At 52.3% G+C, this 26394-nt stretch carries 27 protein-coding genes; 16 read left to right on the forward strand and 11 right to left on the reverse strand.

Annotation, left to right across the window (positions count from 1 at the left end; all coding sequences use genetic code 11):
* Positions 1 to 90: 90 nt before the first annotated feature.
* The 3 genes from ACX9GU_RS12030 (at position 91) to ACX9GU_RS12040 (ending at position 2507) form a co-directional block, all read left to right on the forward strand.
* On the forward strand, positions 91 to 1110 hold the full coding sequence (locus ACX9GU_RS12030; RefSeq protein WP_473195166.1) for a lytic murein transglycosylase: 1020 nt from the start codon (positions 91 to 93) through the stop codon (positions 1108 to 1110).
* Between the two features lie 90 nt (positions 1111 to 1200).
* Positions 1201 to 1857 carry a fumarylacetoacetate hydrolase family protein gene (locus ACX9GU_RS12035; RefSeq protein ID WP_024486626.1) on the forward strand — a complete coding sequence of 219 codons (657 nt, stop codon included), beginning with the start codon at positions 1201 to 1203 and terminating at the stop codon, positions 1855 to 1857.
* A gap of 203 nt (positions 1858 to 2060) precedes the next feature.
* Complete coding sequence (locus tag ACX9GU_RS12040; RefSeq protein ID WP_021181179.1) at positions 2061 to 2507, forward strand: YcgN family cysteine cluster protein; 447 nt, start codon at positions 2061 to 2063, stop codon at positions 2505 to 2507.
* Between the two features lie 232 nt (positions 2508 to 2739).
* Here ACX9GU_RS12040 and ACX9GU_RS12045 read toward each other — a convergent pair whose 3' ends face one another.
* From ACX9GU_RS12045 to nhaB, 4 genes are all read right to left on the reverse strand, one after another.
* Entirely contained in the window at positions 2740 to 3177 is a 438-nt protein-coding gene (locus ACX9GU_RS12045) for a universal stress protein (protein WP_473194902.1), read from the reverse strand.
* A gap of 140 nt (positions 3178 to 3317) precedes the next feature.
* Positions 3318 to 4217, reverse strand: coding sequence for a Kdo hydroxylase family protein (locus ACX9GU_RS12050; protein WP_473194903.1), 900 nt, complete (start codon positions 4215 to 4217; stop codon positions 3318 to 3320).
* A 671-nt stretch (positions 4218 to 4888) separates the two neighbouring features.
* On the reverse strand, positions 4889 to 5419 hold the full coding sequence (gene dsbB, locus ACX9GU_RS12055; protein ID WP_021181182.1) for a disulfide bond formation protein DsbB: 531 nt from the start codon (positions 5417 to 5419) through the stop codon (positions 4889 to 4891).
* A gap of 122 nt (positions 5420 to 5541) precedes the next feature.
* Complete coding sequence (nhaB, locus tag ACX9GU_RS12060) at positions 5542 to 7116, reverse strand: sodium/proton antiporter NhaB (RefSeq protein ID WP_473194904.1); 1575 nt, start codon at positions 7114 to 7116, stop codon at positions 5542 to 5544.
* 243 nt (positions 7117 to 7359) lie between these two features.
* Between nhaB and fadR the strand changes: the two genes are divergently transcribed.
* Positions 7360 to 8079 carry a fatty acid metabolism transcriptional regulator FadR gene (fadR, locus tag ACX9GU_RS12065; protein WP_021181184.1) on the forward strand — a complete coding sequence of 240 codons (720 nt, stop codon included), beginning with the start codon at positions 7360 to 7362 and terminating at the stop codon, positions 8077 to 8079.
* 67 nt (positions 8080 to 8146) lie between these two features.
* Here the strand turns inward: fadR and ACX9GU_RS12070 are convergent, their stop codons facing one another.
* A complete protein-coding gene (locus tag ACX9GU_RS12070; RefSeq protein WP_065685847.1) occupies positions 8147 to 9682 on the reverse strand; it encodes a SpoVR family protein in 1536 nt (511 codons plus the stop codon).
* Between the two features lie 201 nt (positions 9683 to 9883).
* On the opposite strand from ACX9GU_RS12070, the gene ACX9GU_RS12075 reads away from it, so the two are divergent.
* The 3 genes from ACX9GU_RS12075 (at position 9884) to dadX (ending at position 12612) form a co-directional block, all read left to right on the forward strand.
* Entirely contained in the window at positions 9884 to 10138 is a 255-nt protein-coding gene (locus ACX9GU_RS12075) for a hypothetical protein (protein ID WP_473194905.1), read from the forward strand.
* Positions 10139 to 10208: 70 nt separating this feature from the next.
* Entirely contained in the window at positions 10209 to 11513 is a 1305-nt protein-coding gene (locus ACX9GU_RS12080) for a D-amino acid dehydrogenase (RefSeq protein ID WP_473194906.1), read from the forward strand.
* A 22-nt stretch (positions 11514 to 11535) separates the two neighbouring features.
* Positions 11536 to 12612 carry a catabolic alanine racemase DadX gene (dadX, locus tag ACX9GU_RS12085; RefSeq protein ID WP_473194907.1) on the forward strand — a complete coding sequence of 359 codons (1077 nt, stop codon included), beginning with the start codon at positions 11536 to 11538 and terminating at the stop codon, positions 12610 to 12612.
* 2 nt (positions 12613 to 12614) lie between these two features.
* Here the strand turns inward: dadX and ACX9GU_RS12090 are convergent, their stop codons facing one another.
* The 3 genes from ACX9GU_RS12090 to ACX9GU_RS12100 all read right to left on the reverse strand — a co-directional run bounded on the left by ACX9GU_RS12090 (position 12615) and on the right by ACX9GU_RS12100 (position 15269).
* The gene (locus tag ACX9GU_RS12090) at positions 12615 to 13808 is read right to left on the reverse strand and encodes a multidrug effflux MFS transporter (protein WP_473194908.1); all 1194 of its coding nucleotides are present in this window, start codon (positions 13806 to 13808) and stop codon (positions 12615 to 12617) included.
* A 122-nt stretch (positions 13809 to 13930) separates the two neighbouring features.
* Positions 13931 to 14491, reverse strand: a complete 561-nt coding sequence (locus ACX9GU_RS12095; protein ID WP_473194909.1) for a 3'-5' exonuclease — start codon at positions 14489 to 14491, stop codon at positions 13931 to 13933.
* A 295-nt stretch (positions 14492 to 14786) separates the two neighbouring features.
* On the reverse strand, positions 14787 to 15269 hold the full coding sequence (locus tag ACX9GU_RS12100; RefSeq protein ID WP_473194910.1) for a hypothetical protein: 483 nt from the start codon (positions 15267 to 15269) through the stop codon (positions 14787 to 14789).
* Between the two features lie 324 nt (positions 15270 to 15593).
* Between ACX9GU_RS12100 and ACX9GU_RS12105 the strand changes: the two genes are divergently transcribed.
* On the forward strand, positions 15594 to 17711 hold the full coding sequence (locus tag ACX9GU_RS12105; protein WP_473194911.1) for a TonB-dependent siderophore receptor: 2118 nt from the start codon (positions 15594 to 15596) through the stop codon (positions 17709 to 17711).
* Between the two features lie 45 nt (positions 17712 to 17756).
* Here ACX9GU_RS12105 and ACX9GU_RS12110 read toward each other — a convergent pair whose 3' ends face one another.
* Positions 17757 to 17933, reverse strand: coding sequence for a GhoT/OrtT family toxin (locus ACX9GU_RS12110; protein WP_021181193.1), 177 nt, complete (start codon positions 17931 to 17933; stop codon positions 17757 to 17759).
* Between the two features lie 358 nt (positions 17934 to 18291).
* Here ACX9GU_RS12110 and cspE point away from each other — a divergent pair, with 358 nt between their 5' ends.
* The 8 genes from cspE to ACX9GU_RS12150 all read left to right on the forward strand — a co-directional run bounded on the left by cspE (position 18292) and on the right by ACX9GU_RS12150 (position 22588).
* Entirely contained in the window at positions 18292 to 18504 is a 213-nt protein-coding gene (gene cspE, locus ACX9GU_RS12115; RefSeq protein ID WP_024485401.1) for a transcription antiterminator/RNA stability regulator CspE, read from the forward strand.
* 412 nt (positions 18505 to 18916) lie between these two features.
* Positions 18917 to 19477: a fasciclin domain-containing protein gene (locus tag ACX9GU_RS12120; RefSeq protein WP_021181194.1), complete on the forward strand. Its 561-nt coding sequence runs from the start codon at positions 18917 to 18919 to the stop codon at positions 19475 to 19477.
* A gap of 60 nt (positions 19478 to 19537) precedes the next feature.
* The gene (locus ACX9GU_RS12125) at positions 19538 to 20092 is read left to right on the forward strand and encodes a sigma-70 family RNA polymerase sigma factor (RefSeq protein WP_166732687.1); all 555 of its coding nucleotides are present in this window, start codon (positions 19538 to 19540) and stop codon (positions 20090 to 20092) included.
* Complete coding sequence (locus ACX9GU_RS12130) at positions 20089 to 20751, forward strand: anti-sigma factor (protein ID WP_473194912.1); 663 nt, start codon at positions 20089 to 20091, stop codon at positions 20749 to 20751. The genes ACX9GU_RS12125 and ACX9GU_RS12130 overlap by 4 nt, the downstream gene beginning before the upstream one ends.
* A gap of 97 nt (positions 20752 to 20848) precedes the next feature.
* Complete coding sequence (locus ACX9GU_RS12135) at positions 20849 to 21100, forward strand: hypothetical protein (protein WP_473194913.1); 252 nt, start codon at positions 20849 to 20851, stop codon at positions 21098 to 21100.
* A gap of 247 nt (positions 21101 to 21347) precedes the next feature.
* Positions 21348 to 21782, forward strand: coding sequence for a DUF2570 family protein (locus ACX9GU_RS12140; protein WP_473194914.1), 435 nt, complete (start codon positions 21348 to 21350; stop codon positions 21780 to 21782).
* Entirely contained in the window at positions 21685 to 21921 is a 237-nt protein-coding gene (gene lysC, locus ACX9GU_RS12145) for an Rz1-like lysis system protein LysC (RefSeq protein ID WP_473194915.1), read from the forward strand. The genes ACX9GU_RS12140 and lysC overlap by 98 nt, the downstream gene beginning before the upstream one ends.
* Positions 21922 to 22300: 379 nt before the next feature.
* Positions 22301 to 22588 carry a hypothetical protein gene (locus ACX9GU_RS12150; RefSeq protein ID WP_094981339.1) on the forward strand — a complete coding sequence of 96 codons (288 nt, stop codon included), beginning with the start codon at positions 22301 to 22303 and terminating at the stop codon, positions 22586 to 22588.
* Positions 22589 to 22743: 155 nt separating this feature from the next.
* Here the strand turns inward: ACX9GU_RS12150 and ACX9GU_RS12155 are convergent, their stop codons facing one another.
* The gene (locus tag ACX9GU_RS12155) at positions 22744 to 24012 is read right to left on the reverse strand and encodes a YeaH/YhbH family protein (RefSeq protein ID WP_473194916.1); all 1269 of its coding nucleotides are present in this window, start codon (positions 24010 to 24012) and stop codon (positions 22744 to 22746) included.
* A 117-nt stretch (positions 24013 to 24129) separates the two neighbouring features.
* Complete coding sequence (yeaG, locus tag ACX9GU_RS12160) at positions 24130 to 26064, reverse strand: protein kinase YeaG (RefSeq protein ID WP_021806619.1); 1935 nt, start codon at positions 26062 to 26064, stop codon at positions 24130 to 24132.
* Positions 26065 to 26394 lie beyond the last annotated feature (330 nt).

The raw sequence follows: 26394 nt of genomic DNA on the forward strand, positions 1-26394 counted from the left end.
GTCGATTTTCAACCCTGTGTTAACGCCAGCTTTTAAGCATCATCAGCATCTGGCGGCAGGTCGTCACAGGTAGGGAAAATCATGAAGAAGATGTCGATGATGCTAACGCTGCTCCTTTTAGCTGGCTGCGTGAAACAGGTGGGGGCGGCTCCCGCGCCTGCTACGCAGCCAACCGGGAGTACGCTGGCAGAAACCGGGCGTGATCCGGCGGAGTTCCCGGCCTATGTGGAACAACTGAAGCGGCGGGCCATCAAGCAGGGTATCCCTGCGGTTACCGTTGAGGCCGCCTTTGCCAACGCGCATTTTGTCGATCGGGTGATTAATGCCGATCGCAATCAGTTGGAAAAGAAAATCACGCTGGATGATTACCTCAGCCGGGTGCTGCCTGCGTGGAAGATCCAGCGGGGCCGCGAGATGCGCCAGCAATATCAGCCACGGCTGGCGCGAGTGACGGCGCGTTATGGCGTTCCGGAACACTATATTGTCGCGCTATGGGGTATGGAAAGCGCCTTTGGCAAGATACAGGGTAAGGAAGATGTTGTTTCTGCCCTGGCGACGCTGGCGTTTGAAGGCCGACGCGAAGCGTTCTTTACCAAACAGCTGATGGCGGCCTTAAAGATTATTGACCAGGGCCACGTTGATGCGGGCAACCTGAAGGGATCCTGGGCGGGAGCGATGGGGCAGAGCCAGTTTATGCCAACCTCGTTTTTGACCTATGCCGCAGATGGGGATGACGACGGTAAAATCGATATCTGGAATAATCTCGACGATGTGTTTGCCTCTACCGCCAACTACCTGGCTACCGAAGGCTGGCAACCTGGGGTTGGTTGGGGTCGTGAAGTCAAACTGCCCGCGCAATTCAACGCTGAACAACTAGGGTTGAAAGACTCCCAGGGGCATAGCGAAGAGCAGTGGGCTGCCAAAGGGGTGGTGTTAGCAGATGGTTCACCCTTGGCAGCATCTGGCTTGCGTAGTTGGGTGATCGCTCCAGATGATATGCAAGGACGCGCCTTCTTGGTTTATGATAACTTCCGTACTCTCATGCACTGGAATCGTTCGTATTATTTCGCGATCAGCGTGGGAATGATGGCCGATGGTATCGGTCAATAGGTCGGTAACTACCAGGTGTCTGGAATGGCACCCCGTACGTATCATGGGCTGAGGTTATCTGGCCCCTACACTGTGGTTGGGAGAGGCGGTATGTATCAACATAGAGACTGGCAAGGAGCGTTGCTTGATTTCCCGGTAAGCAAAGTGGTTTGCGTAGGCAGCAACTACAGCGATCACATCAAGGAGATGGGGAGTGTCACCCCGCCTGAGCCGGTGTTGTTTATCAAACCTGAAACAGCATTGTGTGATATTCGTCAACCGGTAGCGATCCCCAAGGGGCTGGGGTCGATCCATCATGAAGTCGAGTTGGCGGTGCTGATTGGTACCCCGTTAAAGCAGGCCAATGAAGATCGCGTGGCCCGTGCCATTGCGGGCTATGGCGTGGCGCTGGACTTGACCTTGCGCGATCTGCAGGCCGGGTTCAAGAAGGCGGGTCAACCTTGGGAAAAAGCCAAGGCATTTGATGGCTCTTGCCCGATCTCCGGCTTTATTCCGGTGGCTGAATTTGGCGATCCGCAAAATGCCGAGCTGTCTTTGTCGATCAATGACGAACTGCGCCAGCAGGGCAATACCCGCGATATGATCAACCCCATCTTGCCGCTGATTGCCTATATGAGCCGTTTCTTTACGCTGCGTGCGGGCGACATCATTCTGACCGGTACTCCTCAAGGGGTCGGGCCAATGGTTTCCGGCGATATGCTGAAAATCTCACTTAATGGTAAGACCCTCAGTACCCGAGTGATTTAATCCCGCTCTGTCTTTCTGCCTGCTGCGTGTTGCAGGCAGAAACCTCTTTGGTGCCTTACACTGTTATTATCCACGTTGGATGGCGTTGCGGCAGGCTCGGGTAGCCGGGGAAACGTTTCCTTTTGCGCTGAGTGTCTATATAGTGTGCCCCCTTGAACCTGCTTGCAGGTGGTTTGTTCATTTACCTATTTTCGGAAGTCGATATGTCACAACTCCCTTTTTGGCAACAGAAGACGCTGGACGAAATGTCTGAGGCAGAGTGGGAATCGCTGTGCGACGGATGTGGGCAATGCTGTCTGAACAAGCTGATCGATGAAGATACCGATGAGATTTACTTCACCAACGTGGCCTGCGATCAGCTCAATATCAAATCTTGCCAGTGCCGCAACTACGAGCGCCGCTTTGAGCTGGAAGAAGACTGCATCAAGCTGACGCGCGAAAACCTCACCACGTTCGACTGGCTGCCGCCAACCTGCGCCTATCGCCTGATCGGCGAGGGCAAACCCTTGTTCGACTGGCACCCGTTGGTCAGCGGATCAAAAGCGGCAATGCACGGTGAGCGCATTACCGTACGCCATATCGCGGTACGCGAAAGCGAAGTCGTGGATTGGCAGGACCACATCCTCAACAAACCTAGCTGGGCTAGATGAGTGGCTGCTATAACCAGAAACTGTGGCCAAATAATTACGCTTGTCACCGCAACACCGTAAGCTAAGTCAGGAGGGAGCCATGCAGGTTAGCCGACCGTTGAGCGCATGGACGCGCGATACGAGCCTCCAGGGATGGATTCACGGCGTGTCGGCGTTCTGCATGGCTCCCTCCTGTAGCACTATTACGTACAGCTACGTATTACTAGCGCTTTTTAGAACGTAGTCTGCGGCCTTATCGCACCACCAGGACCGAGGTTTTGGCATACCTGACGACCGATGATGCCGTTGTGCCAAGCAAGTAGGTGGTGATACTTGGCCTACGCGAACCGACAACGATCAGATCGGCGTTGATCTCATCGGCAAAATTCAAAATCCGATCCCGTGGCGCGCCGATCTCTACCGAACAGTGCACTCGGCCTTCCGGAATATCAAACGCCGTAACGGCTTTCTTTAACTCCGCCAGTGCAATCTGTATCCTCTCATCATCGCTGGGCAGCAACCGCTCGGGGTGCGATAGCCCATATTCATAATAAGAGAGCATAGGGGAGAGGACCGCGAAGAAATGGATATGCGGGTAATCGATTTTTGCCAGTGAATTAATCGTGGGAATGACTTTTTGTGTTAACTCGATTTCAGCCAAATCAATGGGCGCTAATATAGTCTTGTACATACAACCTCCATAATGAGTAGGTGATGTGCATACTACTGCGTGATTAATATACCAAATTTGCTGCCCCAATGGGGTGACACAGATCGAAGTTATGGCCGATCCAGCGATTAACCCGCGGATCGGCTGAAAAGCCAGGCTTTCTATATCAATGGCTTGTGTAACAACTCTTGCAAGACGTTCAGCGGCGCATGCTGCGGGGTTTTCATGGCGCTCACCGGTAAAATAAAGGTCTGTTCCAGCATATACTGCCCGGACATGGCGGCATGGGGAGTTTGATCGGAAAAACAGATCCAACTGCTTCCTGGAGGGAATTCAACCGCCTGCTGGGGGCCGCTTTCCTGGTAGTCTTTATCTGCCTTCATCGCATCGTGCATTTGCAGCATCAGATGATCGTAGTGACTACGGCGCGTTTTGGTAATCCCCACTTTATCCTGCAACCAACTGGCAAAGGGCGAATAACGCTTCAGGCGTGGCAGAAAACGTTGCGCCAACTGAGGGAACGGCTCCCCGACGCGCCACTGGCGGCTTTCACCATGAGGATTGATATTGGTGAAGATGCGTAAAATACGGTTGCCATAATTGGGGCGCGAAGGGAACGCATCGACATGCAGGCGGCGGTCGTCCTTGCGCCATGAAGTCGAGGCTGTCCATGCAGAGATCGGGTGCAGACGCAGGCTATTGGTGGGCATTTGCACTGCGTGCCGATATTCGGGCAGAACGGAATTGATTAAATGCTGGCAGGCTTGATAGTGCCGAGCCATTAATTTATGTACCGCTTCGCGTTTGGCCTCAAGGGCAACCCCCGTCAGCTTTTGCTGTTCTGGCTGATAGCTAATATTCTTGCGTTTGGGATCGACCAACTCCGTGGTGAGTAAGGTTTTTTCCGCGTCGGTCAGATTAAAGGCCAGATGAGGGAAATAGAGAACCTTGCCGCTTTCCAACTCGGCTACGGCATCCAAAGTAGCAGAAGAGGTGGCATTCCAGTCTAAATAGGGCAGCGTCGTGATGGCCGATTGCAGATTGATTTTATTTTCTGACATAGTGATCCCTTGCTCAAAATACTCTGTCTATCTTATTGGCTGCGACTGTTCATTGGTTGAGCGCCTGCGGCCTTGGTAGACGTAGGCGTTTTATCATGCAGAGCATAGCCGAAATAGCGTGCTAACCGGGTGGTCAGGTTAAACAAAAGTTAAACAAGAGGGTAAATAAATCAAGGCGGATGAGGGGAGTGGCTTATATACGTCATCATTTTATTAATATCCCCGCTAAAGTATTAATACGGTGAATGAAAAACGGCCAATCAGTGATTAAGTGTAGCCAATATATCTGTACTTGAAAGGGGGGACATTGCCAAAGATTGGGCGGTATATTGGTGGGGAGCCGCAACAAAACTTAATGTTATGTAAATTACGTCGTAATCGCCTGGTGGACGCTTCTTTTTAAACTAAATCTTAGGTAGTTTGTCGGCACCTCCGCCCTGTGATGAGAATGTGATGATGAAGATGATACGCCTGTTTGCCGTGGCCGGAGTATTGATCGTGCTCGTGTATTACTTTACCCATACTTGATGTTGTTTGCCTGCTACACACGATGCCATTGATTACCCAAACGGTCGCGGCATGCAGCGGCCTTGCTTGGTAAACCTGGTTGTAGGTTGTCAGTAGCAATAAAAAACGGCGCCCTCAGGCGCCGTTTTTGCGATGTATGACCCTTAGCGGCCAAACAGATCGCGTTTACGTTGGCGGACAAATTGGCTGAGCAGAACCACAATCCCGATCAGCAAATAGGCAGCAAAAATCCCCACCAACCATTGTGGCATTTCCAACGACAGGAACTGCCACTGACGCACCGAGCAGTCACCAGAAGCGTGGAACACCGCTGGCGCCCATTTGTCTAGCGGCAGCCAGGAAGGGAAGCTGACAAAGAAATCACAGGTATTAAACGGCGACGGATGCAGCTGGATCATCGTGTGTTTCCAGGCTAACTGCAGGCCTTCCCAGGCGCTGTAAATCCACAGCAGGATCGCCACATAGCGTAGCGGCGACTTCGGTGCCAATGCACCAAGCAGCGACGCTCCCAAAATCCCGAACAGCGCGACACGTTCGTAGATACACATTACGCAAGGCTGTAACAGCATCACGTGCTGAAAATAGAGGGCCGCCAACTCCAGTACCAATGCAGTCAGAGCCAACAACAGCCAAGCACCGCGCCCCTGCGAGCAGCGGTTAAAGAATTGCAACATATCTATATTCTTCCATGCAGTAAGCAATTGAACCGGCAGTGTAAACCAATTCATCCCCGCTGCCAGCTATCTAACGACGATTCAGTGAAAAATATCGTCGTTTGCAGGGACGGTTATGGCGGCTACTGTGCAGCGATTGGGGCCGTCGCGTCAAGTGGTAGCGGCATTAACCACTGCCATTGGGTAAACAGGTCCGTTACCGGTGCCAGAGTATGCTGCACACACAGCAGGCCAACCAGCGTCAGCACCACCGTGTAAGGCAACGCCATCCAGACCATGCGGCCATAAGACAGACGTACCAACGGCGCCAGGGCAGAGGTCAGCAAGAACAGGAAAGCGGCCTGCCCGTTGGGTGTGGCCACCGAAGGCAGATTGGTGCCGGTGTTAATCGCGACCGCCAACAGTTCGAACTGTTGCAGTGAAATTGCGCCGTCCGCCAATGCCGCCCGAGCTTCGTTAATGTAGACCGTACCGACAAAAACGTTATCAGAAACGGAAGAGAGCAGGCCGTTAAACAGATAAAACAGGGAAAGCTGTGAGCTCGGCGGTGCCTGTAACACATAGTGGATCACCGGAGTAAACAGCTGCTGTTCAATGATCACCGCCACGACGGTGAAGAACACCGTCAGCAGCGCGGTAAAGGGCAGGGCTTCCTGGAAAGCCTTGCCGATAGCATGCTCATCGGTTACGCCGCACAGCGAGGTCGCCAAAATGATCACCGAGAGGCCAATCAGGCCCACTTCCGCCAGGTGGAAGGCCAAGGCAATGACTAACCAGAGGCCGATTAACGCCTGTACCACCAACTTCATCTTTTCCTGGCGGCTACGTTTGGCCGTTGCCTGGCGATCGAACTCTTTGAGTACGCTACGCACCTGTTCCGGCAGTTTGGTGCCGTAGCCAAATAACGCAAAACGTTCAACCAGCAGGCAAACCAACAAACCACAAACGAATACCGGCAGCGTGACGGGGGTCATGCGCAGGAAAAATTCACTAAAGCCCCAGCCGGCGCTTTTGGCGATGATCAGGTTTTGCGGCTCGCCCACCATGGTCATTACACCACCTAGAGCGGTGCCTACGCCTGCGTGCATCAGCAGGCTACGCAGAAAGCCGCGAAACTGTTCCAGCGTCTGTTTATGGTCGGTATCTTCCAGGCGGCTATCATCACTAATGTCGATTTTCTGATTGGAGGCAACGTTATGGTAGATCGAATAAAAACCGGTGCCGACGCTGATCACAACCGCCACCACGGTCAGGGCATCCAGGAAGGCAGAGAGCAGTGCAGCAGCAACGCAGAAGGACAGCGATAGCAGCATCTTTGAGCGGATGTTCAGCAACAGTTTGGTAAACACAAACAGCAGCAACTGCTTCATAAAGTAGATGCCTGCCACCATAAACACCAGCAGCAATAACACCTCAAGATTACTGGCAATTTCCGCGCTGACGTGTGCGGGGCTGGTCATGCCGATTAATACTGCCTCAATAGCCAGTAGCCCGCCGGGCTGCAACGGATAGCATTTCAGCGCCATCGCCAGCGTAAAGATGAACTCGATGACCAGTAACCAGCCCGCCACGAAAGGGCTGACCAGGAAAAACACCAAGGGATTGATCACCAGAAAACTGATGATGGCCAGTTTGTACCACTCAGGGGACGCCCCGAGAAAGTTCTTTACCAATGCCGAGCGTATTGTCATATCCATGCTTGTTTTTGCGAAACCTTAAAGTGAGTTGGCTCGTCATACCCTAACAACGGCAGTGGGCCTGATGCAAACCAGGAAGCCCTAATAGACTGAAATTTCGGCGAAGTGGTTTTTTTCACCTTTTTGCCAGCTTATGCACACTTTCGTTTAATGTTTTTGGCTCGCGCTATGTGATGCCCCGGCGATCTGGTATGATCAGCCGATTACAATTACTGATTATCGTCGTTACGGAACATCAAACACATGGTTATAAAGGCGCAGAGTCCTGCCGGTTTCGCGGAAGAGTATATTATTGAAAGTATTTGGAATAACCGCTTCCCTCCCGGCTCTATTTTGCCCGCGGAACGTGAGCTTTCAGAACTGATTGGCGTCACGCGCACCACATTACGTGAGGTTCTGCAGCGATTGGCCCGTGATGGCTGGCTGACAATTCAGCACGGCAAACCGACCAAAGTGAACAATTTTTGGGAAACTTCCGGCCTTAATATTCTGGAAACCCTGGCCCGGCTCGATCACAACAGCGTACCGCAGCTGATCGATAATCTGCTGTCGGTGCGGACCAATATTGCCTCCATCTTTATCCGTGCGGCGGTGCGTAACCACCCGGAACAGGCGCAGGAAGTGTTGGCGAAAGCGGCGCTGGTTGACGATCAGGCGGATGCTTTCAACCAGCTCGACTATGAAATTTTCCGTGGCTTGGCCTTTGCCTCAGGCAACCCGATTTACGGCCTGATCCTCAATGGGTTGAAAGGGCTGTATACCCGCGTTGGCCGTTATTACTTCTCCAACCCGGAAGCGCGCAAACTCGCACTAACCTTCTACAACAAGCTGTCTAGCCTGTGTCATGAGAAGATGTACGATCAGGTGATGGATTGCGTACGTAACTACGGTAAAGAGAGCGGGGCTATTTGGCAGAGTATGCAGGGCACTATGCCAAGCGATCTGACCGAAGCGCGTCGTTAATTCGCGTCATCACCGTAATCAGTTAGTTGAAGGGGCGCTGTATGCGCCCCTTTGTCATATTGCAGCTTTATAACGCGTTGGGTCGTGGTGGGCAGCGATCCAGCAACTCAACGCTGCCATCTTCGTTTTGCTGCTCCAGAATAATGTCGAACCCCCACAGACGATGCAGATGCTTCATCACCTCTCGGCGGCTTTTATCCAATGGAGCCCGGTCCTGTGGAATATAGCGCAGCGTTAATGAACGGTCGCCACGCAGATCCACATTCCAGACCTGAATATTGGGCTCGTGGTTACTCAGGTTGTACTGAGCCGACAGCTCCTGACGTATCGCCCGGTAGCCCGCTTCGTTATGGATGGCTGAAATCTCCAGGTAATTGTTGCGATCGTCATCCAGCACGGTGAACAAGCGGAAATCACGCATCACCTTCGGTGACAGGAACTGGCTGATAAAGCTCTCATCCTTGAAGTCACGCATGGCGAAGTGCAGGGTATCCAACCAGTCTTTGCCGGCGAAGTCCGGGAACCAGTAGCGATCTTCCTCGGTCGGCGACTGACAGATCCGTTTGATGTCCTGGAACATGGCAAAGCCAAGCGCGTACGGGTTGATGCCATTGTAGTATTGGCTGTTGTACGGTGGCTGGTAGACCACATTGGTATGGCTGTGCAAGAACTCGAGCATAAAGCGATCCGTCACGCGCCCTTCGTCGTACAGGTGGTTAAGGATGCTGTAGTGCCAGAAGGTGGCCCAGCCCTCGTTCATCACCTGTGTCTGTTTTTGCGGGTAGAAATACTGGCTTACCTTACGCACGATGCGCAGCACTTCACGCTGCCAGGATTCCAGCAACGGGGCGTTTTTCTCCATAAAGTAGAGAATGTTTTCCTGCGGCTCCCGTGGAAAACGCACGGCCTGTTCCGGCAGGGCTTCGCGATCGACTCGCGGCAAGGTTTTCCACAGCGAGTTGACCTGGCTTTGCAGATACTCCTCACGGCTCTTTTGGCGGGCTTTTTCTTCCACCAGCGAGATTTTTTGTGGCCGTTTGTAGCGATCGACCCCGTAATTCATTAGCGCATGGCAGGAGTCCAGCAGCTTTTCTACCTCTTCCACGCCATAGCGCTCTTCACACTCGCTGATGTAATGGCGGGCAAACAGCAGATAATCGACAATCGAACTGGCGTCGGTCCAACTGCGGAACAGATAGTTATTTTTGAAAAACGAGTTGTGCCCATAGCAGGCATGAGCCATAACCAGTGCCTGCATGGTGATGGTGTTTTCTTCCATCAGATAGGCAATACACGGGTTGGAGTTGATCACGATCTCATAGGCCAACCCCTGCTGGCCATGCTTATAACGCTGCTCGGTTTCGATGAACTTTTTACCGAATGACCAGTGGGTATAGTTGATCGGCATCCCGACGCTGGAATAGGCATCCATCATCTGCTCGGAGGTAATGACCTCGATCTGATGCGGATAGGTGTCGAGCCGGTAATGCTTGGCAACCCGGTCGATCTGTTCCAGATACACTTGCAACAGGTCGAATGTCCAGTCCGGTCCATCGCTCAGACGTTTATCTTCCTTAACCTTTTTCTGTGTCGAAGTAGTCATCAGCGCACCCTCGTTATGAACGGCGTCGGCTCTTTTGGCAGACCCTTTAACAATGATAGTCCAAGTCGTAATAAATCGTTTGAAATCATCTGTGCTGAGCTTTGATAACCATTTGGGGTAGCTACGCTTAAACTGGCTTTGCAGCCTGTGGCGGCACTCAACCTGGCATTCGAACCGTGAGGTAGAGGAAACTGATGCGCAATGGGTGTATTTAGAATTATTCGCCTAAAATATTTAATTAAACAGATTTATACTCCGGAAGGCGTAGGTTGTCATTCCCGGTGCCACTGGAGGCTTTCGCTGATGTGTTTGGGAGATGAAGAGTCTGTTTTATCGGCAAAATGCGCTTTAACAGTATCTTATCGTTATTTTTTGTCCGCTATTGCTAAAGCCGGGCGCATCAACGATAAAATAATTGTGAATATTGTCACGATTAATAAACGAATTGTTGAGTAGTTTTTTCCACTGAGTTAATTTCCTGTTATTGGTAGATTGTGCTTTATCGATCCTTGGGCTGGAGTCAGCGATGAGAGTGGTTATTTTAGGTAGCGGAGTGGTAGGGGTTGCCAGTGCCTGGTACTTGGCAAAAGCGGGCCATGAGGTGACGGTGATCGATCGTCAACCCGGGCCAGCTTTGGAAACCAGTGCGGCCAATGCCGGGCAAATATCTCCGGGTTACGCCGCACCTTGGGCAGCACCTGGTGTACCGTTGAAGGCGATTAAATGGATGTTCCAGCGTCACGCGCCGTTGGCAGTCCGCCTAGACGGCAGCAGTTTTCAACTGCGCTGGATGTGGCAGATGCTGAAAAACTGCGATACCGCCCACTATATGACCAACAAAGGCCGTATGGTGCGTCTGGCGGAGTACAGCCGTGACTGCATTAAAGCCCTGCGTCAGGAAACCGGCATCCAGTACGAAGGCCGTCAAGGCGGCACGCTGCAACTGTTCCGCACCCAGCAGCAGTTTGACAGCGCTGCCAAGGACATTGCCGTGCTGGAGGACGCGGGAGTGCCTTACAAACTGCTGGAGGCCAGCCAGTTGGCGACGGTCGAACCGGCGTTGTCGCAGGTTGCCCACAAGCTGACCGGCGGTTTACAGCTGCCGAATGATGAAACCGGGGACTGCCAACTGTTCACTCAGCAGTTGGCCAAGCTGGCGCAGCAGGCCGGAGTCAACTTCCTGTTTAACCGCAACGTTGAACGCTTGCTGGTGGAAGGAGATAAAATTACCGGCGTGCAGTGTGATGGTGAAATCATGACTGCCGATAGCTATGTTGTGGCGTTCGGCGCCTATTCTACCGCGCTATTGCACGATCTGGTGTCCATTCCGGTTTATCCGTTGAAAGGTTACTCATTAACCATCCCGATAACCGATGAAGCGGCTGCGCCATTCTCTACCGTGCTGGACGAAACCTATAAAATTGCTATTACTCGCTTCGATAAACGCATCCGCGTGGGCGGTATGGCGGAGATTGTTGGTTTCAATACCCAGTTGGAGCAGAAGCGGCGTGAGACGCTGGAAATGGTGGTACGCGATCTGTATCCGAACGGTGGGCGGGTTGAAGAGGCCACATTCTGGACGGGGCTGCGCCCGATGACGCCAGATGGTACGCCGATTGTGGGGCGCACCCCGCTGAAAAATCTCTATTTGAATACCGGCCATGGCACCTTGGGTTGGACGATGGCCTGCGGCTCCGGGCAGTTGCTTGCCGACTTGATCTCTGGGGTCACCCCGGCCATTGCCTCAGACGATCTGGCGGTGGCGCGTTACCGCGCAGACTTTCGGCAGGGACCTGTTGTGCCATTGAATGACGTGCACCCGGCACGCTGAACCCAATCTGATAGGAGAAACCATGCCTCGCCCGATTACCGCTACGCTGCATTTGGCCGCGTTGACCAATAACCTGCAGGTAGTTCGTCGTTTTGCGCCTTCGGCTAAAATCTGGGCCGTTGTCAAGGCCAACGCTTATGGCCATGGTTTGCAGCACGTCTGGCGCAGCCTGGCCGAGAATAGCGATGGTTTTGCCTTGCTCGATCTGAACGAGGCAGTGTTACTACGTGAATCTGGTTGGCAGGGGCCCATCTTGCTACTGGAGGGGTTTTTCCAACCCGCAGACCTGATGCTGATCGATCGTTATCACTTAACCACGGCGGTGAACAGCGACTGGCAACTACAGGCGATTGCCGAAGCGCGTTTACAGGCGCCGCTGGATGTTTATCTCAAGTTGAACAGTGGGATGAATCGCCTAGGGTTTGCCCCGGAGAGGTTGCACAGCGCTTGGCTGACCGCAAAGGAGCTGCACAATATTGGTTCGATAACGCTAATGAGCCACTTCGCCACCGCCGACGGTGCTGAAGGCGTAACGGAGCAAATGGCCGTGATTGAACGCGCTACTGCTGCTATTGATCTGCCTCGTTGTCTGGCCAACTCGGCGGCCACCCTGTGGCACCCTCATACGCAGGGGGAGTGGGTGAGGCCGGGGGTTATACTTTATGGTGCATCACCCAGCGGCAACTGGCAGGACATTGCCGCCACCGGTTTGCAACCGGCGATGACGCTGAGCAGCAAGATCATTGGTATCCAACAGCTGCAAGCGGGAGACCGTGTGGGGTATGGCTGGCGTTATGCTGCTGGTGGGGCGCAGCGTATCGGCGTGGTGGCCTGTGGTTATGCGGATGGTTATCCTCGCCATGCGCCTACCGGCACCCCAGTCTGGGTGGATGGCGTGCTGACACATACGGTAGGTTCGGTTTCCATGGATATGATGACGGTGGATCTGACGCCGTGCCCGCAGGCAACCATTGGTACTGACGTCGAACTGTGGGGAAGGAATCTGCACGTCGATGATGTGGCTGCCGCAGCCGGAACCTTGGGTTACGAGCTGCTGACAGCCTTGGCGGCACGGGTGCCTATTGTTATTGAGAAATAAGCTCAGCCGATTTTTTTCAACTGCCCTTTGATTTGCTTGCTGCGCTGCCGTGCGTGTAGCGCAAGCAGGCAACCTACCAACATCACCAACGCCAGCGACAGTTTCGGCTGCAGCGGCAACGCCATCGCGATCAGGCCAAGCGCGGCACCTCCGGCCATCTGAATAAAGCCTACCAGTGCTGAAGCCACGCCCGCTTCGTTAGAGTAAGGCTCCAACGCATAGCTGGTTGACGGCCCCATGACAAAAGCCAATCCGGCGCAGGCGCAGGCCACGGGCAGGATATAAGCCAACCAATGGCTTTGCGCAGCTTCACCCAGCAGTGCCACCCCCAACACTAAAGCGAGACAGCCTAACCCCATCAGTACGCCGCCGGTCGCCAGGCAGAAAGGGCGGCCAATCTTGTGAATGATGCGGTTGGCGACAAAGCTGACCAGCATGATCCAGAAACCGTTGGCACCAAATACCAAAGAGAACTGCAGCGGTGATAGCCCGGCGGTGCCCATCAGCACGTTAGGTGCCAATGAAACGTAAGTTAGCGCCATCCCCATCGCCCCGGCATTGACCACCGCAAAGGAGATAAACCGGCGATCGCCAACAATGCGCAGATACTGTCGTACCGGCAGCCCTTTGACGGCTACGGTGGTAGCGGGGCGGGTTTCCGGCAGGAAGAAGATGACCAGCAATAACACCACTGCGGCGTAACCGACCAGGAACCAGAATGGGGCGCGCCAGCCGAAGGCTTCTGCCAGCAAGCCACCGAGCAGCGGTGCCAGTGCAGGAATGATATTCAGCGTGCCGTTGAGGAAACCGAAAGCGCGTGCGGCGTCATCGCCATTCATCCGATCGCGCACGCCACTGAATGCTACAACGGCGGTACAGCAAACGGCTACGCCTTGCATCAGGCGCGAAGTGACAAAGATTTCCGCCGTTGTCGCCAGCGCGGCCATGGCTGCACCCACCATATAAATCAGGATCCCGGCGATAGCCACAGGCTTACGACCGTAATTATCCACCAGTGGACCGGCGATCACCTGGCCAAGACCCAACACCAGAATAAACAGCGAAATGGTGGATTGGATCAAGGCTTCGCTGCTGTTAAGGCCCAGGGCAATGGCAGGAATGGTAGGCAGATAGAGATCGATTCCCAGAGGGCCGAGCAACACCAGGCTAAGCAGGAGAAAAAGAAATTTTTGCATAACAAAAATGGCACATCCGAATGACAAAGAGAACTAGAGTAGAGATCCCAACCGCAAATGGGAAGCGATAACGTATTGATGACAGACAGGAAACCGTTTGCGCTTGATTTTACCTGGCGCGATCATTTTGCCGCGGGCTGGCGGTAATAAAGTGCTGAAATGGTATCTGCAACGTAACGCGCCTGGTGTTTGGCATCATCCAGCGCCCGGTGTGGTGTGCCTTCAAACGGACGCTGTTTCTTGGGGTTGAAACCATGCAACTCTGCCAGCGTAATGATAGTGCGGGCGTCTTGGGTATCCCAGAACTTCCAGGGGCAGGACATTGCCAACTGGTGGTAGGCATGTTCCAGGATCGAGCAGTCAAACTCTTTGCCATTGCCCCAGACTTTCACCGTATCGGTGCTGTGCATATGAATAAAGCGGCTCAGGTTGGTCAAAACCCGCTTGAGGCTTTCGCTGCCACCGAAGGCCATTTTACGAGCTTCGTCTGACTGTTTTGCCCACCAGGCCACGGTATCAAGGCTGATTGTCCGGCCCGGTTGTTCCTGCTGGCAGTTCACTGCCGCTTCAAATTCTGCCCCTAGCTCACCGGTCTTGGGGTTAAAAAATACGCCGGCAACCACCAGGATCACCGCGCTCGGGGTAATATCCAGCGTTTCAATATCTAGCATCAAATGGTTCATGGGGTCTCCAGGCTGAACAAGCTAGTGATGGTACTGCATACAGTCTGGCAGAATATCCAGTGACTTTGAAATAGGCGAAAACGGTCTGATCACGGTATGATGACTATAGTCATGTTGCAGAGTTGGTAGCTAGCGTTGAGAACACTTATTTTTATTCTATGTATGATCGGCTATCTGCTGGTATTAGGCTATTTTGGCGTTTACGTTACCGATAAAATCTGCGAAAACGCGCAAAACTTAAGTAAAATCTGCCGCATGGTGGATATCTCTGAACCTCACATCCCGCAGTCACCCGTCACCCCAGATAGTCGCGGGTGACTAATAGCGTCAATATCGCCGCTATCCCGATTACCACGGCCCATTGGCGCCAACCAAAGCGCGCCAACCATTCCTGTTGCACCTTGTTAGCGTTGAATTGCCTAACGGTTAGAGTACCAGCCAGTAACATTGTCATGACGACCCAAACCAGGCTCAGGCTGGTGGCTGAGAACTCAGTATGCAAAATACTGGCGTAATACAGGCGCATGGTCATAAAGTAGATCAGCAATACCCAACTGAACCCTCTGCGTTTTTTCAGGATCTGGCTGAGCAGAAAAGCGATAAACAGGCTATGAGCCATGGAGATTAACGGTGATTCAAAGGGGTGGCGAACGCAAGTGTTGTATACCGCCAGATAGAGATTAAAGACCAGTAACGCATACACCGTATAAACATACCAGCCATAGACCACTTTCAGTCTTCTGGAGGGGGCTGAGATGGGATTTGCTGTTTGAGTCATGCACACTCCTTGAGTTATCCAGGTTTATAGCACTTAACGATTAAATGAAAACTAAACAGCTCAAGAGCATAACCTGCTGAGAAAACGGTTTTTTTCATGATGACGCACCAATCATAAGCCAATAAACCCGCCTGAAACGCCGAGTGCCAGAGTGTATTTTGCTACTTGAATTCATTGATGGTAAAGATAATAATTATCATTGTTATTAGTATTTGTTATCTAACAACATCAGAGCACCGTGACCTCTGTACGCCAAACTGGCCAGCGTTGCCGGCGCGGTAAGTTTTCGGTGCAATTTCAATAGATCCCATGGGGAATACAGGTATGCCTGCGTTTTTTCCTGCCAGTCGTTCTTATCTTTACTGCTCGTTAGCGATTTTTCTGCCACTGACCTCCTTGGCTGAAGATACCCTCGTGGTAACAGCCAAACCCGCCGATACGGCGGAAACGGCAACGCATGGCTATGAGGCCAGCACCAGCCAGGGGGCCACTAAAACGGATCGGCCACTGGTGCTCACCGCGCAATCCGTCTCCGTGGTAACCCGTCAGCAGATGAGCGACCAAGGGGCTTTGACGGTTAACGATGCGCTGAAATATACCCCAGGCGTATTCACCAACTTCTCCGGTGGCGCGACGCGTTACGATACTATCGCTCTGCGCGGTTTCCACGGGGGCGACGTCAATAACACCTTCCTGAACGGCCTACGATTGCTTAGCGACGGCGGCAGTTATAACGCTTTGCAGATCGACCCTTGGTTCCTGGAACGTATTGACGTGATTAAGGGCCCGTCTTCCGTGATGTATGGGCAAAGCATCCCTGGTGGGTTGGTGGCGATGACTAGCAAACGGCCGCAGTTTGCCAGTGAAAACCACGTCAATGTGATGGCCGGTAACAACAATACCAAAGGCGGTGCATTTGATTCGACGGGGGCACTGAACGATCAGTGGGCATACCGTTTGACCGGCATTACCCGTACTAGTGACACCATGTATGACCATCAGCGTGAAGAACGCTATGCGATTTCGCCTTCGTTGCTGTGGCAACCGGATGAAAATACCTCTTTGCTGTTGCAGGCCAATCTGCAAAAAGATCCTTCCGGTGGCTACCACAGCGCGGTGCCGTCAGACGGCAGCATTTATACCACCAGTGGGGACAAGCTGGGCCGGGGATTTTTTGACGGCGAAAGCAGCCGCAATGTGTTCAAACGTTGGCAGCAAATCTACAGTTATGACTTCTCGCATAGTTTTAACGACGTCTGGTCATTCCGTCAAAACGCCAGCTACACCCACTCCAACGTAGAGCTGGAGCAGGTTTACCAGATTGGCTGGAATGCCGACCGCAGCGAGTTGAACCGTTGGTACAGCGGCTCCAACACCTCGTTGGATGCTTATGCCGTGGATAACCAACTGGCGGCGGAGTTCGCGACTGGTGCGTTGGAACACAAGGTGATGCTGGGGCTGGATTATCAACGTTTTACCAATAACCTGTGGGAAGAGTCTGGTTCGGCCACGCCGTTGAACCCGTTCACCGGCGTTTCCGGCGGGCCAGATATCACTATTCTCAGCCATACCGACTCTAAACGGCGTTATGAGCAGACCGGCATCTATCTGCAGGACGAAGTCAGCCTCTATAACTGGTATCTCAATCTTTCCGGGCGCGTTGACCGTTTGGAAACCAAGAATACCGTACTGAATACCGATTCTACCGATGCCCGTACTGACGACCACTTTACGGGCCGAGCCTCTTTACTGTACCACTTTGACAGCGGTTTCTCGCCGTATATGAGTTACAGCTCCGCGGTGACACCTGCGGTCTTGGCCGATAAAGAGGGGCATCTGCTCAAACCGACCACCAGCGAGCAATATGAGGCCGGGCTGAAGTATCAGCCTCCTGGTAGCAGCTCGATCTACAGCATTGCCCTCTACGATCTGACGCAGAATGACGTAGCCAACCGCGTGGTGAAGGACAGCTACTATGTGCCTGCCGGTAAGGTACATTCGCAAGGGATTGAACTGGAGGCCCGTAGTCAGGTGAGTGAGCGCCTGAATGTCATTGCTGGTTACAGCTACAACAAAGTGAAATTCAAAGACGCCGTTGACGGTAACGATGGCAATACGCCATACCTGGCGCCTAATCAGATGGCTTCTTTATGGGGGCAGTACAAGGCTGGGCTGGGTATCAATCTGGGGGCTGGCGTGCGTTATATTGGCAAACAGTGGGCGGATAATGAGAATACTCTGCGTATTCCTTCGGTCACGCTGCTGGATGCTTCAGTGCGCATGGATCTGGACAGCGTAAAACCGTCGTTGAAAGGGGCTTATGTGCAGCTTAACGCCAATAACCTGACGGACCGGGAATATGTTGCTGGCTGCTATGGCACTGGCTACTGCTATTGGGGAGCGGGGCGTTCAGTTATCGCTACCGTGGGGTATGACTTTTAACGGCTAAACCGTACTCATCCCGCTGAACGTGAGCGGGATGGGGTGCTAAAACAGCGAAAACAACAGCACCACGGGCAGGCTGAGTGGCCAGGTCAGGCCGATAATCAGCGCACTGAGCAGGCGGATGGGGAGGGTATCGCGGCTGACCAGAAAAGTGACAATCATCGAAACCAACAGGCCAATAAAATAAACGTATTGCGTGACTTCCCACAGCGATAACATGAAAACCATCCTGGTAATTTTTACCGCTCATTCTAGGCGGCTCCCCGCAAGTAATCAATGTGTTAATGCGGTGTAAAGGGGCGGAAAGGGCGGCTTGTCGCACGGCTGAAAGAGCGCCTTATCGAAATTAATTATAAATAGCCCTTGCTAATAACTCTGGGTTATGAGTAAATAGCGTCATCGGTTTGAAGTACAGACCTTATGAAAGCAGTTTTAGTAAAGTAGTTCTCAGTATTAGCGATATCCGACAGATACCTCTTCTTCCGCGAATTTCCTTCTAGTGCCCCCATAAGTTTCCACTGAATTGCAGACCTCATTCGCCATTATGGCGGCCTAAAAAATAATGAAGGAAGTATCTATGTCTAATAAAATGACTGGTTTAGTAAAATGGTTTGACGCTGGTAAAGGTTTTGGTTTCATTTCTCCTGCTGATGGCAGCAAAGACGTGTTCGTACACTTCTCTGCAATCCAGGGTAATGATTACAAGACGCTTGATGAAGGCCAGCAGGTTGAATTCAGCATCGAAAATGGCGCCAAAGGCCCATCAGCAGTTAACGTTACAGCAATGTAATGTGACTGGGTAGTGTGGTTGAAACTTGCAATAGCGATGATGGTGTAGACCGGAGCAGACAAGCGATATCGACACTACCACATCAATCCCGGCCTGGTGCCGGGGTTGAATATATCCTCCTAGCCATGAGGGTAGACAGAAAAGCCAATTTCACCAAAGTTTGCTTTTCTGTTGTGAAAAGGCCGTGCTTAGGCTGTGCAATGCTGGAGTGTTCGATGGACGCTTGCGCCGCATCATGACAGCCGGGAAAGCGACCGGCACTACTTTTAACCCTGGCGTTTACGCCGGGGTTTTTTACATCCAATTTCCCCGCTCGAAAAATATTTTCAGATTACTGCATCCAATATTCTCGCTCACTACGTATATGGCTATGTGAGGACATCTTCCCACATCACCCTTCGAGGATATGACCATGAAAAAGCTTCTCTGTACTGCCCTGTGTTCATCACTGTTGTTCAGTAGCGTCTCAATGGCTGCCATGATGTCCGATACGGTAATGGTGGGCGGTGCCGCCATGTATCCCAGCAAAAATATTGTCGAGAATGCCCTCAATTCCAAAGATCACACCACGCTGGTTGCTGCAGTGAAGGCTGCTGGCCTGGTTGACACTCTGCAAGGTGCAGGCCCGTTTACGGTGTTTGCTCCGACTAATGAAGCCTTTGCCAAACTGCCTGCCGGGACGGTCGATACCTTGCTCAAACCTGAGAATAAGGCGGCGCTGACCGGCGTGTTGACCTACCATGTGGTTGCCGGCCGCTATGATATGAAACAGCTGGAGAAGAAAATCAAGGAAGGGCACGGCACGGCCGAGCTGAAAACGGTCAATGGCCAACCGCTGTGGATTATGAATAATGGCCCCCACAATATTCAGCTCAAGGATGGCCAAGGTCATATTGCCAACATCAGCACCTATGATGTCTATCAGAAAAATGGCGTGATCAACGTTATCGATAGCGTTCTGTTGCCAAAATAAATCCCGTCTATACTAGGTGCAGGCTGCCAAAAGGCTGCCCGCACCTTGATAGGACAGGACATGACCAAAGCACTTCCCGAACAGCATGTCGAATTGATGCAGGCCGTTGCGCTTGGCGACCGCAACGCGTTTGAGCAACTCTATCGGCAGACCTCACCTCGCTTGTTTGCCGTCGCTCTGCGTTTACTGCGCCGCCAATCCTGGGCTGAAGAGGTGCTGCACGAAAGCTTTATCAGCGTGTGGAATCGCGCTGCCAGCTATGACCCCAATCTCAGCTCCCCTTTGACCTGGCTGACGCACATTGTGCGCAACAAGGCTATTGATTGGTTGCGTGGTGCCGGTGGCCGGGCGGGGCAAACGGAAGAGGAGTGGCAGGATGATCTGGGGGCGAATACTGAAGAACCAGTGCGTCAGTTGCTGCTGGGTGAGGAGGCTGGAAAGCTGGCCGAATGTCTGAATCATCTGAACGTTGAACAACGTCAGAGCATTGTGTTGGCTTACTACCAAGGCATGTCTCATGGCGAGGTTTCGGCACATCTGCAACAACCGCTTGGCACGATCAAAAGCTGGATCCGCCGGGCGCTGGATCATTTGAAAAACTGTGTGGGCCTATGAAAAGCAAAGGTGAGTATGACTCGGCGTTAGCCGCAGAATATGCCTTGGGCACGTTGCGCGGGCCCGCACGGTTGCACTTTGAACGGCGTATCCAGCGGGAACCAACGTTAGCCGCCTTGGTGGCACGTTGGCAAACGCTGCTGGCTCCGTTGGATCTGGCATTGACTCCGGTGTTGCCACCGGAACGCGTGTGGAAAAAGATCCAGCTTGCTTTGCCCATCGAGGCCATGCCACGACGTAAACGCTGGGACTACCTTGGCTGGGCACTGGCTGCCGGTTTGGCCGCGTTGTTGCTGGTGCCGCGTTTTATCACTCAGCCGCAGGATTTTGCTCCGGCAGTGGTGCTCAATGCGGGTCAGCAGGGCAGTGGGCAATGGATTGTCAGCATGGACAGTGGCAAACGCCATCTGAGACTGACCCCGCTTAACCCGCAAACGTTAGCCGTAGCCAATAGCCTGCAACTGTGGGCGATCTCGCCGGGTGAAAAGCCGCGTTCCTTAGGGTTGGTTGCTGCAGAGAAGCCGACCGAGCTGGCCTTGAACTCGATGACGCTGGCGCAAGGCATGACCATTGCCATCAGCCTGGAGCCAGCGGGTGGCTCGCCTACAGGGCTCCCTACCGGCCCGGTGCTTTACAGCGGCCAGTTAACTTCACTGTGATCTGATTGATATTATTGCTGATGATTTTTCGCTGATGGCGACGATATTCCTATTTACGACCATACTAAAGTTATCAACCATCGTTACAGGTGACTTTATGATATGGATCGAGCAAGGGTTGTACTTGAGAGTGGTGCAGATGGAAAATGCACCCAAGCCTTATCCGTTGGATAGCGGATTCAGCCCGCATACGGCCTATCGTGCATTGGGGATGTATAATCCTTCGGAAACCGCCGATGCTTATTTCATCCTCTCGAACGACCGGGATGAGATCTGGTTTATCTGCAACCGCCATCTTAGGACAGTGGGCCTGTACCCTGATATCCACGATTTTAGATATCTGTTGTGACTTCAAAACATTTTCGCCTTATGGCTGCCTGAACCATTTTGTGAATCACCAAAAATCTCGCTTCGGTGAGATTTTTGTCATTTGAATCCTAACGTTTAGTTGTGGCATGGCTAGTACAACCCTCGCGAATACTCCTCATCCTTCAGCTTTGAGATACTGCTTATCTAAAGCCGTGTTTTGGCTTCAACGGAGGAATTCAAATGCAGACAAATAGACCAGGCGTTACCGATCGCGAGGTGTTGCTGTCATGAGCCTGGCAGGGTTAATCCAGTTTTCCAAAGGCCATTGGCCGCTACTGATGATCTTAGGTTTCGCAGCCCTATTGTTTGGCATGAGTCAGCGTATTGATGCGTTGAAAGCCGACATAGGCCAGTACCAGAAAGATAACCAGGAGTTGAGCAGAGCCTTAAATGGAAGAGATGAAACCATCACTGCGCTGAAAGGTGCGGCGGATGCCGATCGTCGTGCTACCGAACAGCAGCTCAAGATTGAACAGCAAAAGAGAGTAAAGGCCGATGCTGAAAATAGAACGTTACGCAAAGCGCTGGAGGATAACGACTGCGGTCATCAGCGGTTGCCTGCTGATGCTCTCGATATCCTGCGCGGAGCAACCAAAACCGGTGCCACCGGCTCCGCAACTGATCTACGTATATCCGCCAGCGGTATTGCTACAGCAGTGTGAGAAGACACCGTTTACCGGGGAGACTTTCGGGGATGCCGTCATGGCCTTACAAGTGAGCCAGAGTGAGCTTGATATCTGCGCCTCACGGATCGAAGCGTTGATCACATGGCAGGCCGAGCGATTATCGGTCGGTGGATAATGTGCTGGTTTGGTATTCCTGCCTCAGAGAAAAAGCTTGACTTAAATTAACTTGACGTTAATGATAATGCCTATCATTACCTATTGATGATTCTTGATATAGCGTAGGATGATTTGACAACCCGTCGGGTCTTAACCATAGGGAGTGGTTATGATTAAGAATAAAAAATTCACTATATCAATATGTGTTGGCATCTTGATCTATGCCTTGTCTTATTTCCTTTCCAGCAAGTATAAGGGCCGCTTTGCAGTTACAGACGTCCCTAGTTTTATTGTCTTGCTATTTTTTATTATTGGTCTCTGTGTGGTTGTCAGGTTTGTCATAAGGAAAATTTTCAAACTGGATTGGTGATCTCTATTTCTATTAAAAAGGAACGGTTATGAGGGCATTAACAATAGAACAACTTAATGTGGTTTCAGGTGGATTAAATCCAGAGCCAGGATATGGGGCACAAGCCAATGGATTCCAACCTAATATATCAGCAGGTGATAATGGGATGGGCTTGGGGAAAGACCCTCTGTCCAATACTATTGGTGGGGCTCTTATAGCAGGGGCTGGCTCCTTGCTTGGACCAATGGGAACCATTGGTGGTGCAGTTCTTGGGGGGATGCTGGGAGGTGGGGCATTTAACGGTAGTGCATCAAGCTCAGTAGGAATGGGGAACTAAATAGCCATTCGTTTTATGCATTTATCCAATCATTCATCAACATTATGATAAACGTGGTCCGTCAGAATATAAATGTACTGTGATGTTGGTTATCTTCATTCAATACCATAAAAAAACGGCCAGCTAACTTTCGTTGCTGGCCGTTTTCTATTAGATCACGCCGTTTGCTTTTGAAACAGTTCCCTGAATACCGGATAGATATCATCCGGCTCGCGGATATGCTGCATGGCAAAGTTTTCAAACGTCGCCTGCAGATGTTCATATTCACGCCACAGCGTCTGGTGAGCTCGGCGGGTAATTTCGATATAGCTGTAGTAACGCACCATCGGCAGAATGTTTTTTGACAACAGTTCATGGCACAGTGGCGAATCATCAGCCCAGTTGTCTCCGTCCGAAGCCTGAGCGGCATAGATATTCCACTGTGCAGGATCGTAACGCTCCTCGACCACTTCGTTCATCAGCTTGAGGGCGCTGGAAACGATGGTGCCGCCGGTTTCCTGTGAGTAGAAGAACTCCTGCTCATCCACTTCTTTAGCCTGGGTATGGTGACGAATATAGACCACCTCAACGTTCTTATAGGTTCGGCTGAGGAACAGATACAGCAGAATATAAAAGCGTTTGGCCATGTCTTTGGTTGCCTGATCCATCGAGCCTGATACGTCCATCAGGCAGAACATGACCGCCTGGCTGGAGGGTTCAGGCCGACGTTCGTAGTTCTTGTAGCGCAGGTCGAAGGTGTCGATAAACGGCACGCTGTCGATTTTTTTGCGCAACTCGGCTATCTCCTTACGCATCCGCTCTTCTTCCAGCAGTTGCACCGGTTCGGTGTTTTCCAACTGGGCAAGGCTGTCTTCAAGCTCATGCAGAGCACGTCGCTTACCGGCTGTCATGGCGGTTCGACGCGCCAGCGAGTTTTGCAGCGAACGCACCACGCTGATATTGGCCGGTACGCCGTTGGCGGTGTAGCCTGCACGGTGGGTTTTGTATTCGGTCAGCTGTTTGTACTGATTTTTCTTCAGGTTGGGCAGCGCCAGATCCTCGAACAACAGGTCGAGATACTCATCTTTGGAGATCTGGAAGACAAATTCATCCTGGCCATCCCCATCCTGGCTGGCATTGCCCTGGCCGCCACCACCACCGCCGCCGCCTTGTGGGCGTTCAACGCGGTCATTTTGTACGAAGTGATCGTTACCGGGATGAACGCGATGGCGTTTACCGCCGCGCCCTTGATGGAACATTGGCTCGTTGATATCGCCACCGGGGATCGATACCGATTCCCCGCTGTCCACGTCGGTAACCGAACGCTTGTTGATGGCTTCGGCAATCGACTGTTTGATTTGCGACTTATAGCGACGCAAGAAGCGCTGGCGGTTCACCATGCTCTTGTTTTTGCCATTCAGCCGTCGGTCAATGAAATACGCCATACATCCCCCAAACAACGTTGCCAACTTTCTCTACCTTGGGTGTTTCAGGCTGTAGCCGTTAGGCTACAACCCGAAATCCTCAGGTATAGGCTATCTATGACGTCAGCGGTCGTCGGTTTATGAAGATTTTCTCACCCGCAGATACCATTCGCACAGTAGACGAACCTGCTTGCGGGTGTAGCCTTTCTCCATCATCCGGTCGACGAAGTCATCGTGTTTTTTCTGCTCATCCGTTGAGGTTTTAGCATTAAAGGAAATGACTGGCAGCAGCTCTTCGGTGTTCGAGAACATTTTCTTCTCGATAACCGTACGCAGCTTCTCGTAACTGGTCCAGTTCGGGTTCCGGCCGCTGTTATTGGCACGGGCACGCAGGACAAAGTTGACGATTTCGTTGCGGAAATCTTTCGGGTTGCTGATACCCGCTGGCTTCTCGATTTTCTCCAGTTCAGCGTTCAAGGACTCACGGTCAAACAGCTGGCCGGTATCCGGATCACGGTACTCCTGATCCTGGATCCAGAAGTCTGCATAGGTCACGTAGCGGTCAAAAATGTTCTGACCGTATTCGGAGTAGGATTCCAGATAGGCGGTCTGGATCTCTTTGCCGATAAACTCGGCGTATTTCGGGATCAGGTAGCCTTTCAGGTGCTCCAGGTATTTCTCCGCCAGATCCTGCGGGAACTGCTCACGCTCGATCTGCTGTTCCAGGATATAGAACAGGTGTACCGGGTTAGCCGCGACTTCGGCATGGTCAAAGTTGAACACCCGAGACAGAATTTTGAAGGCGAAACGGGTCGAAAGGCCGTTCATACCTTCATCCACCCCGGCATAGTCACGATACTCCTGATACGACTTGGCCTTCGGATCGGTGTCTTTCAGGCTTTCACCATCGTAGACACGCATCTTCGAATAGATGCTGGAGTTGTCTGGCTCTTTCATTCGCGACAGCACGGTAAATCGAGCCAGCGTTTCCAACGTGCCAGGGGCGCAAGGCGCATGGGTCAGTTCGCTGTTATCCAGCAGTTTGTCGTAGATTTTTATCTCTTCCGACACCCGCAAGCAGTAAGGCACCTTGACGATGTAAACACGGTCGAGGAAGGCCTCGTTATTTTTGTTGTTGCGGAAGGTCACCCATTCCGATTCGTTAGAGTGCGCCAGGATAATCCCGCTGAACGGCAGGGCAGAGATCCCCTCGGTACCGTTGTAGTTACCTTCCTGGGTGGCGGTCAACAGAGGATGCAGCACCTTGATTGGCGCTTTGAACATCTCCACGAACTCCATAATCCCCTGGTTGGCGCGGCACAGTGCGCCGGAGTAGCCATAGGCATCCGGATCGTTCTGCGCATGGTTTTCCAACTTACGGATATCCACTTTACCGACCAACGCAGAAATATCCTGGTTGTTCTCATCGCCCGGTTCGGTTTTGGCGATGGCAATTTGTTCAAGGATTGAAGGGCGAACCTTCACCACTTTGAATTTGGTAATGTCACCGCCGAACTCATGCAGGCGTTTAGCGGCCCACGGCGACATAATGGTGCCAAGATAGCGCGTCGGGATGTTGTATTCTTTTTCCAGAATAGTGGCATCCTCCTGCGGGTTGAACAGGCACAGCGGATGGTCATTGACCGGGCTGCGCTCGCCGTTGGCGCTCAGGGTGTAAATCGGCACGCGCTGCATCAAGGCTTTCAGCCGTTCTGCCAGCGAGGATTTACCGCCACCCACCGGGCCCAACAGATAAAGGATTTGTTTCTTCTCTTCGAGGCCCTGGGCTGCGTGTTTCAGGTAAGAAACTATCTGTTCGATAGCTTCTTCCATGCCGTAGAACTCCTCGAATGCCGGATAGCGTGCGATCACGCGGTTGGAGAACAGGCGAGACATACGCGACTCAAGCGCGGTATCGACCATCACTGGTTCACCGATAGCCATGAGTAGACGTTCTGCCGCATTGGCATAGGCACTGCGATCTTGCCGGCAGATGGAAAGAAATTCCTGCAGTGTGAACTCTTCGTCCTTGGCAGCTTCGTAGCGCTGGCGATAGTGGTCAAATATGTTCATGGCGATGCCCGTCCTTTCGTTATTAGCACAGGTTAAAAAAGGAGCTGGTGTTGGTATTCTGGCTCCCGAAAGCGTGAAGCTATGACTGAGTACAGCAACCCGTATGCCAACTTGGTGCGCTTATTCTCGCGAGTTGCGCTGTATTGCCACTGGGCTCAGCCTAAATTCACCTTCTGATTTTAAGCTTAGTTGCATACTGGAAAATTTCCTGCAAGAGAAAGGGTCTTTTTTAAGTCATTTCAATGACTCAGTTAGGGCGAGGGGCGGCAAATGCCTTGTCTGGCGCGGGTTGCGGCAAAAAACGTCATCTTTTTGCCATCAATAATTCAT

This window comes from Serratia sp. K1WW1, from assembly GCF_055790865.1.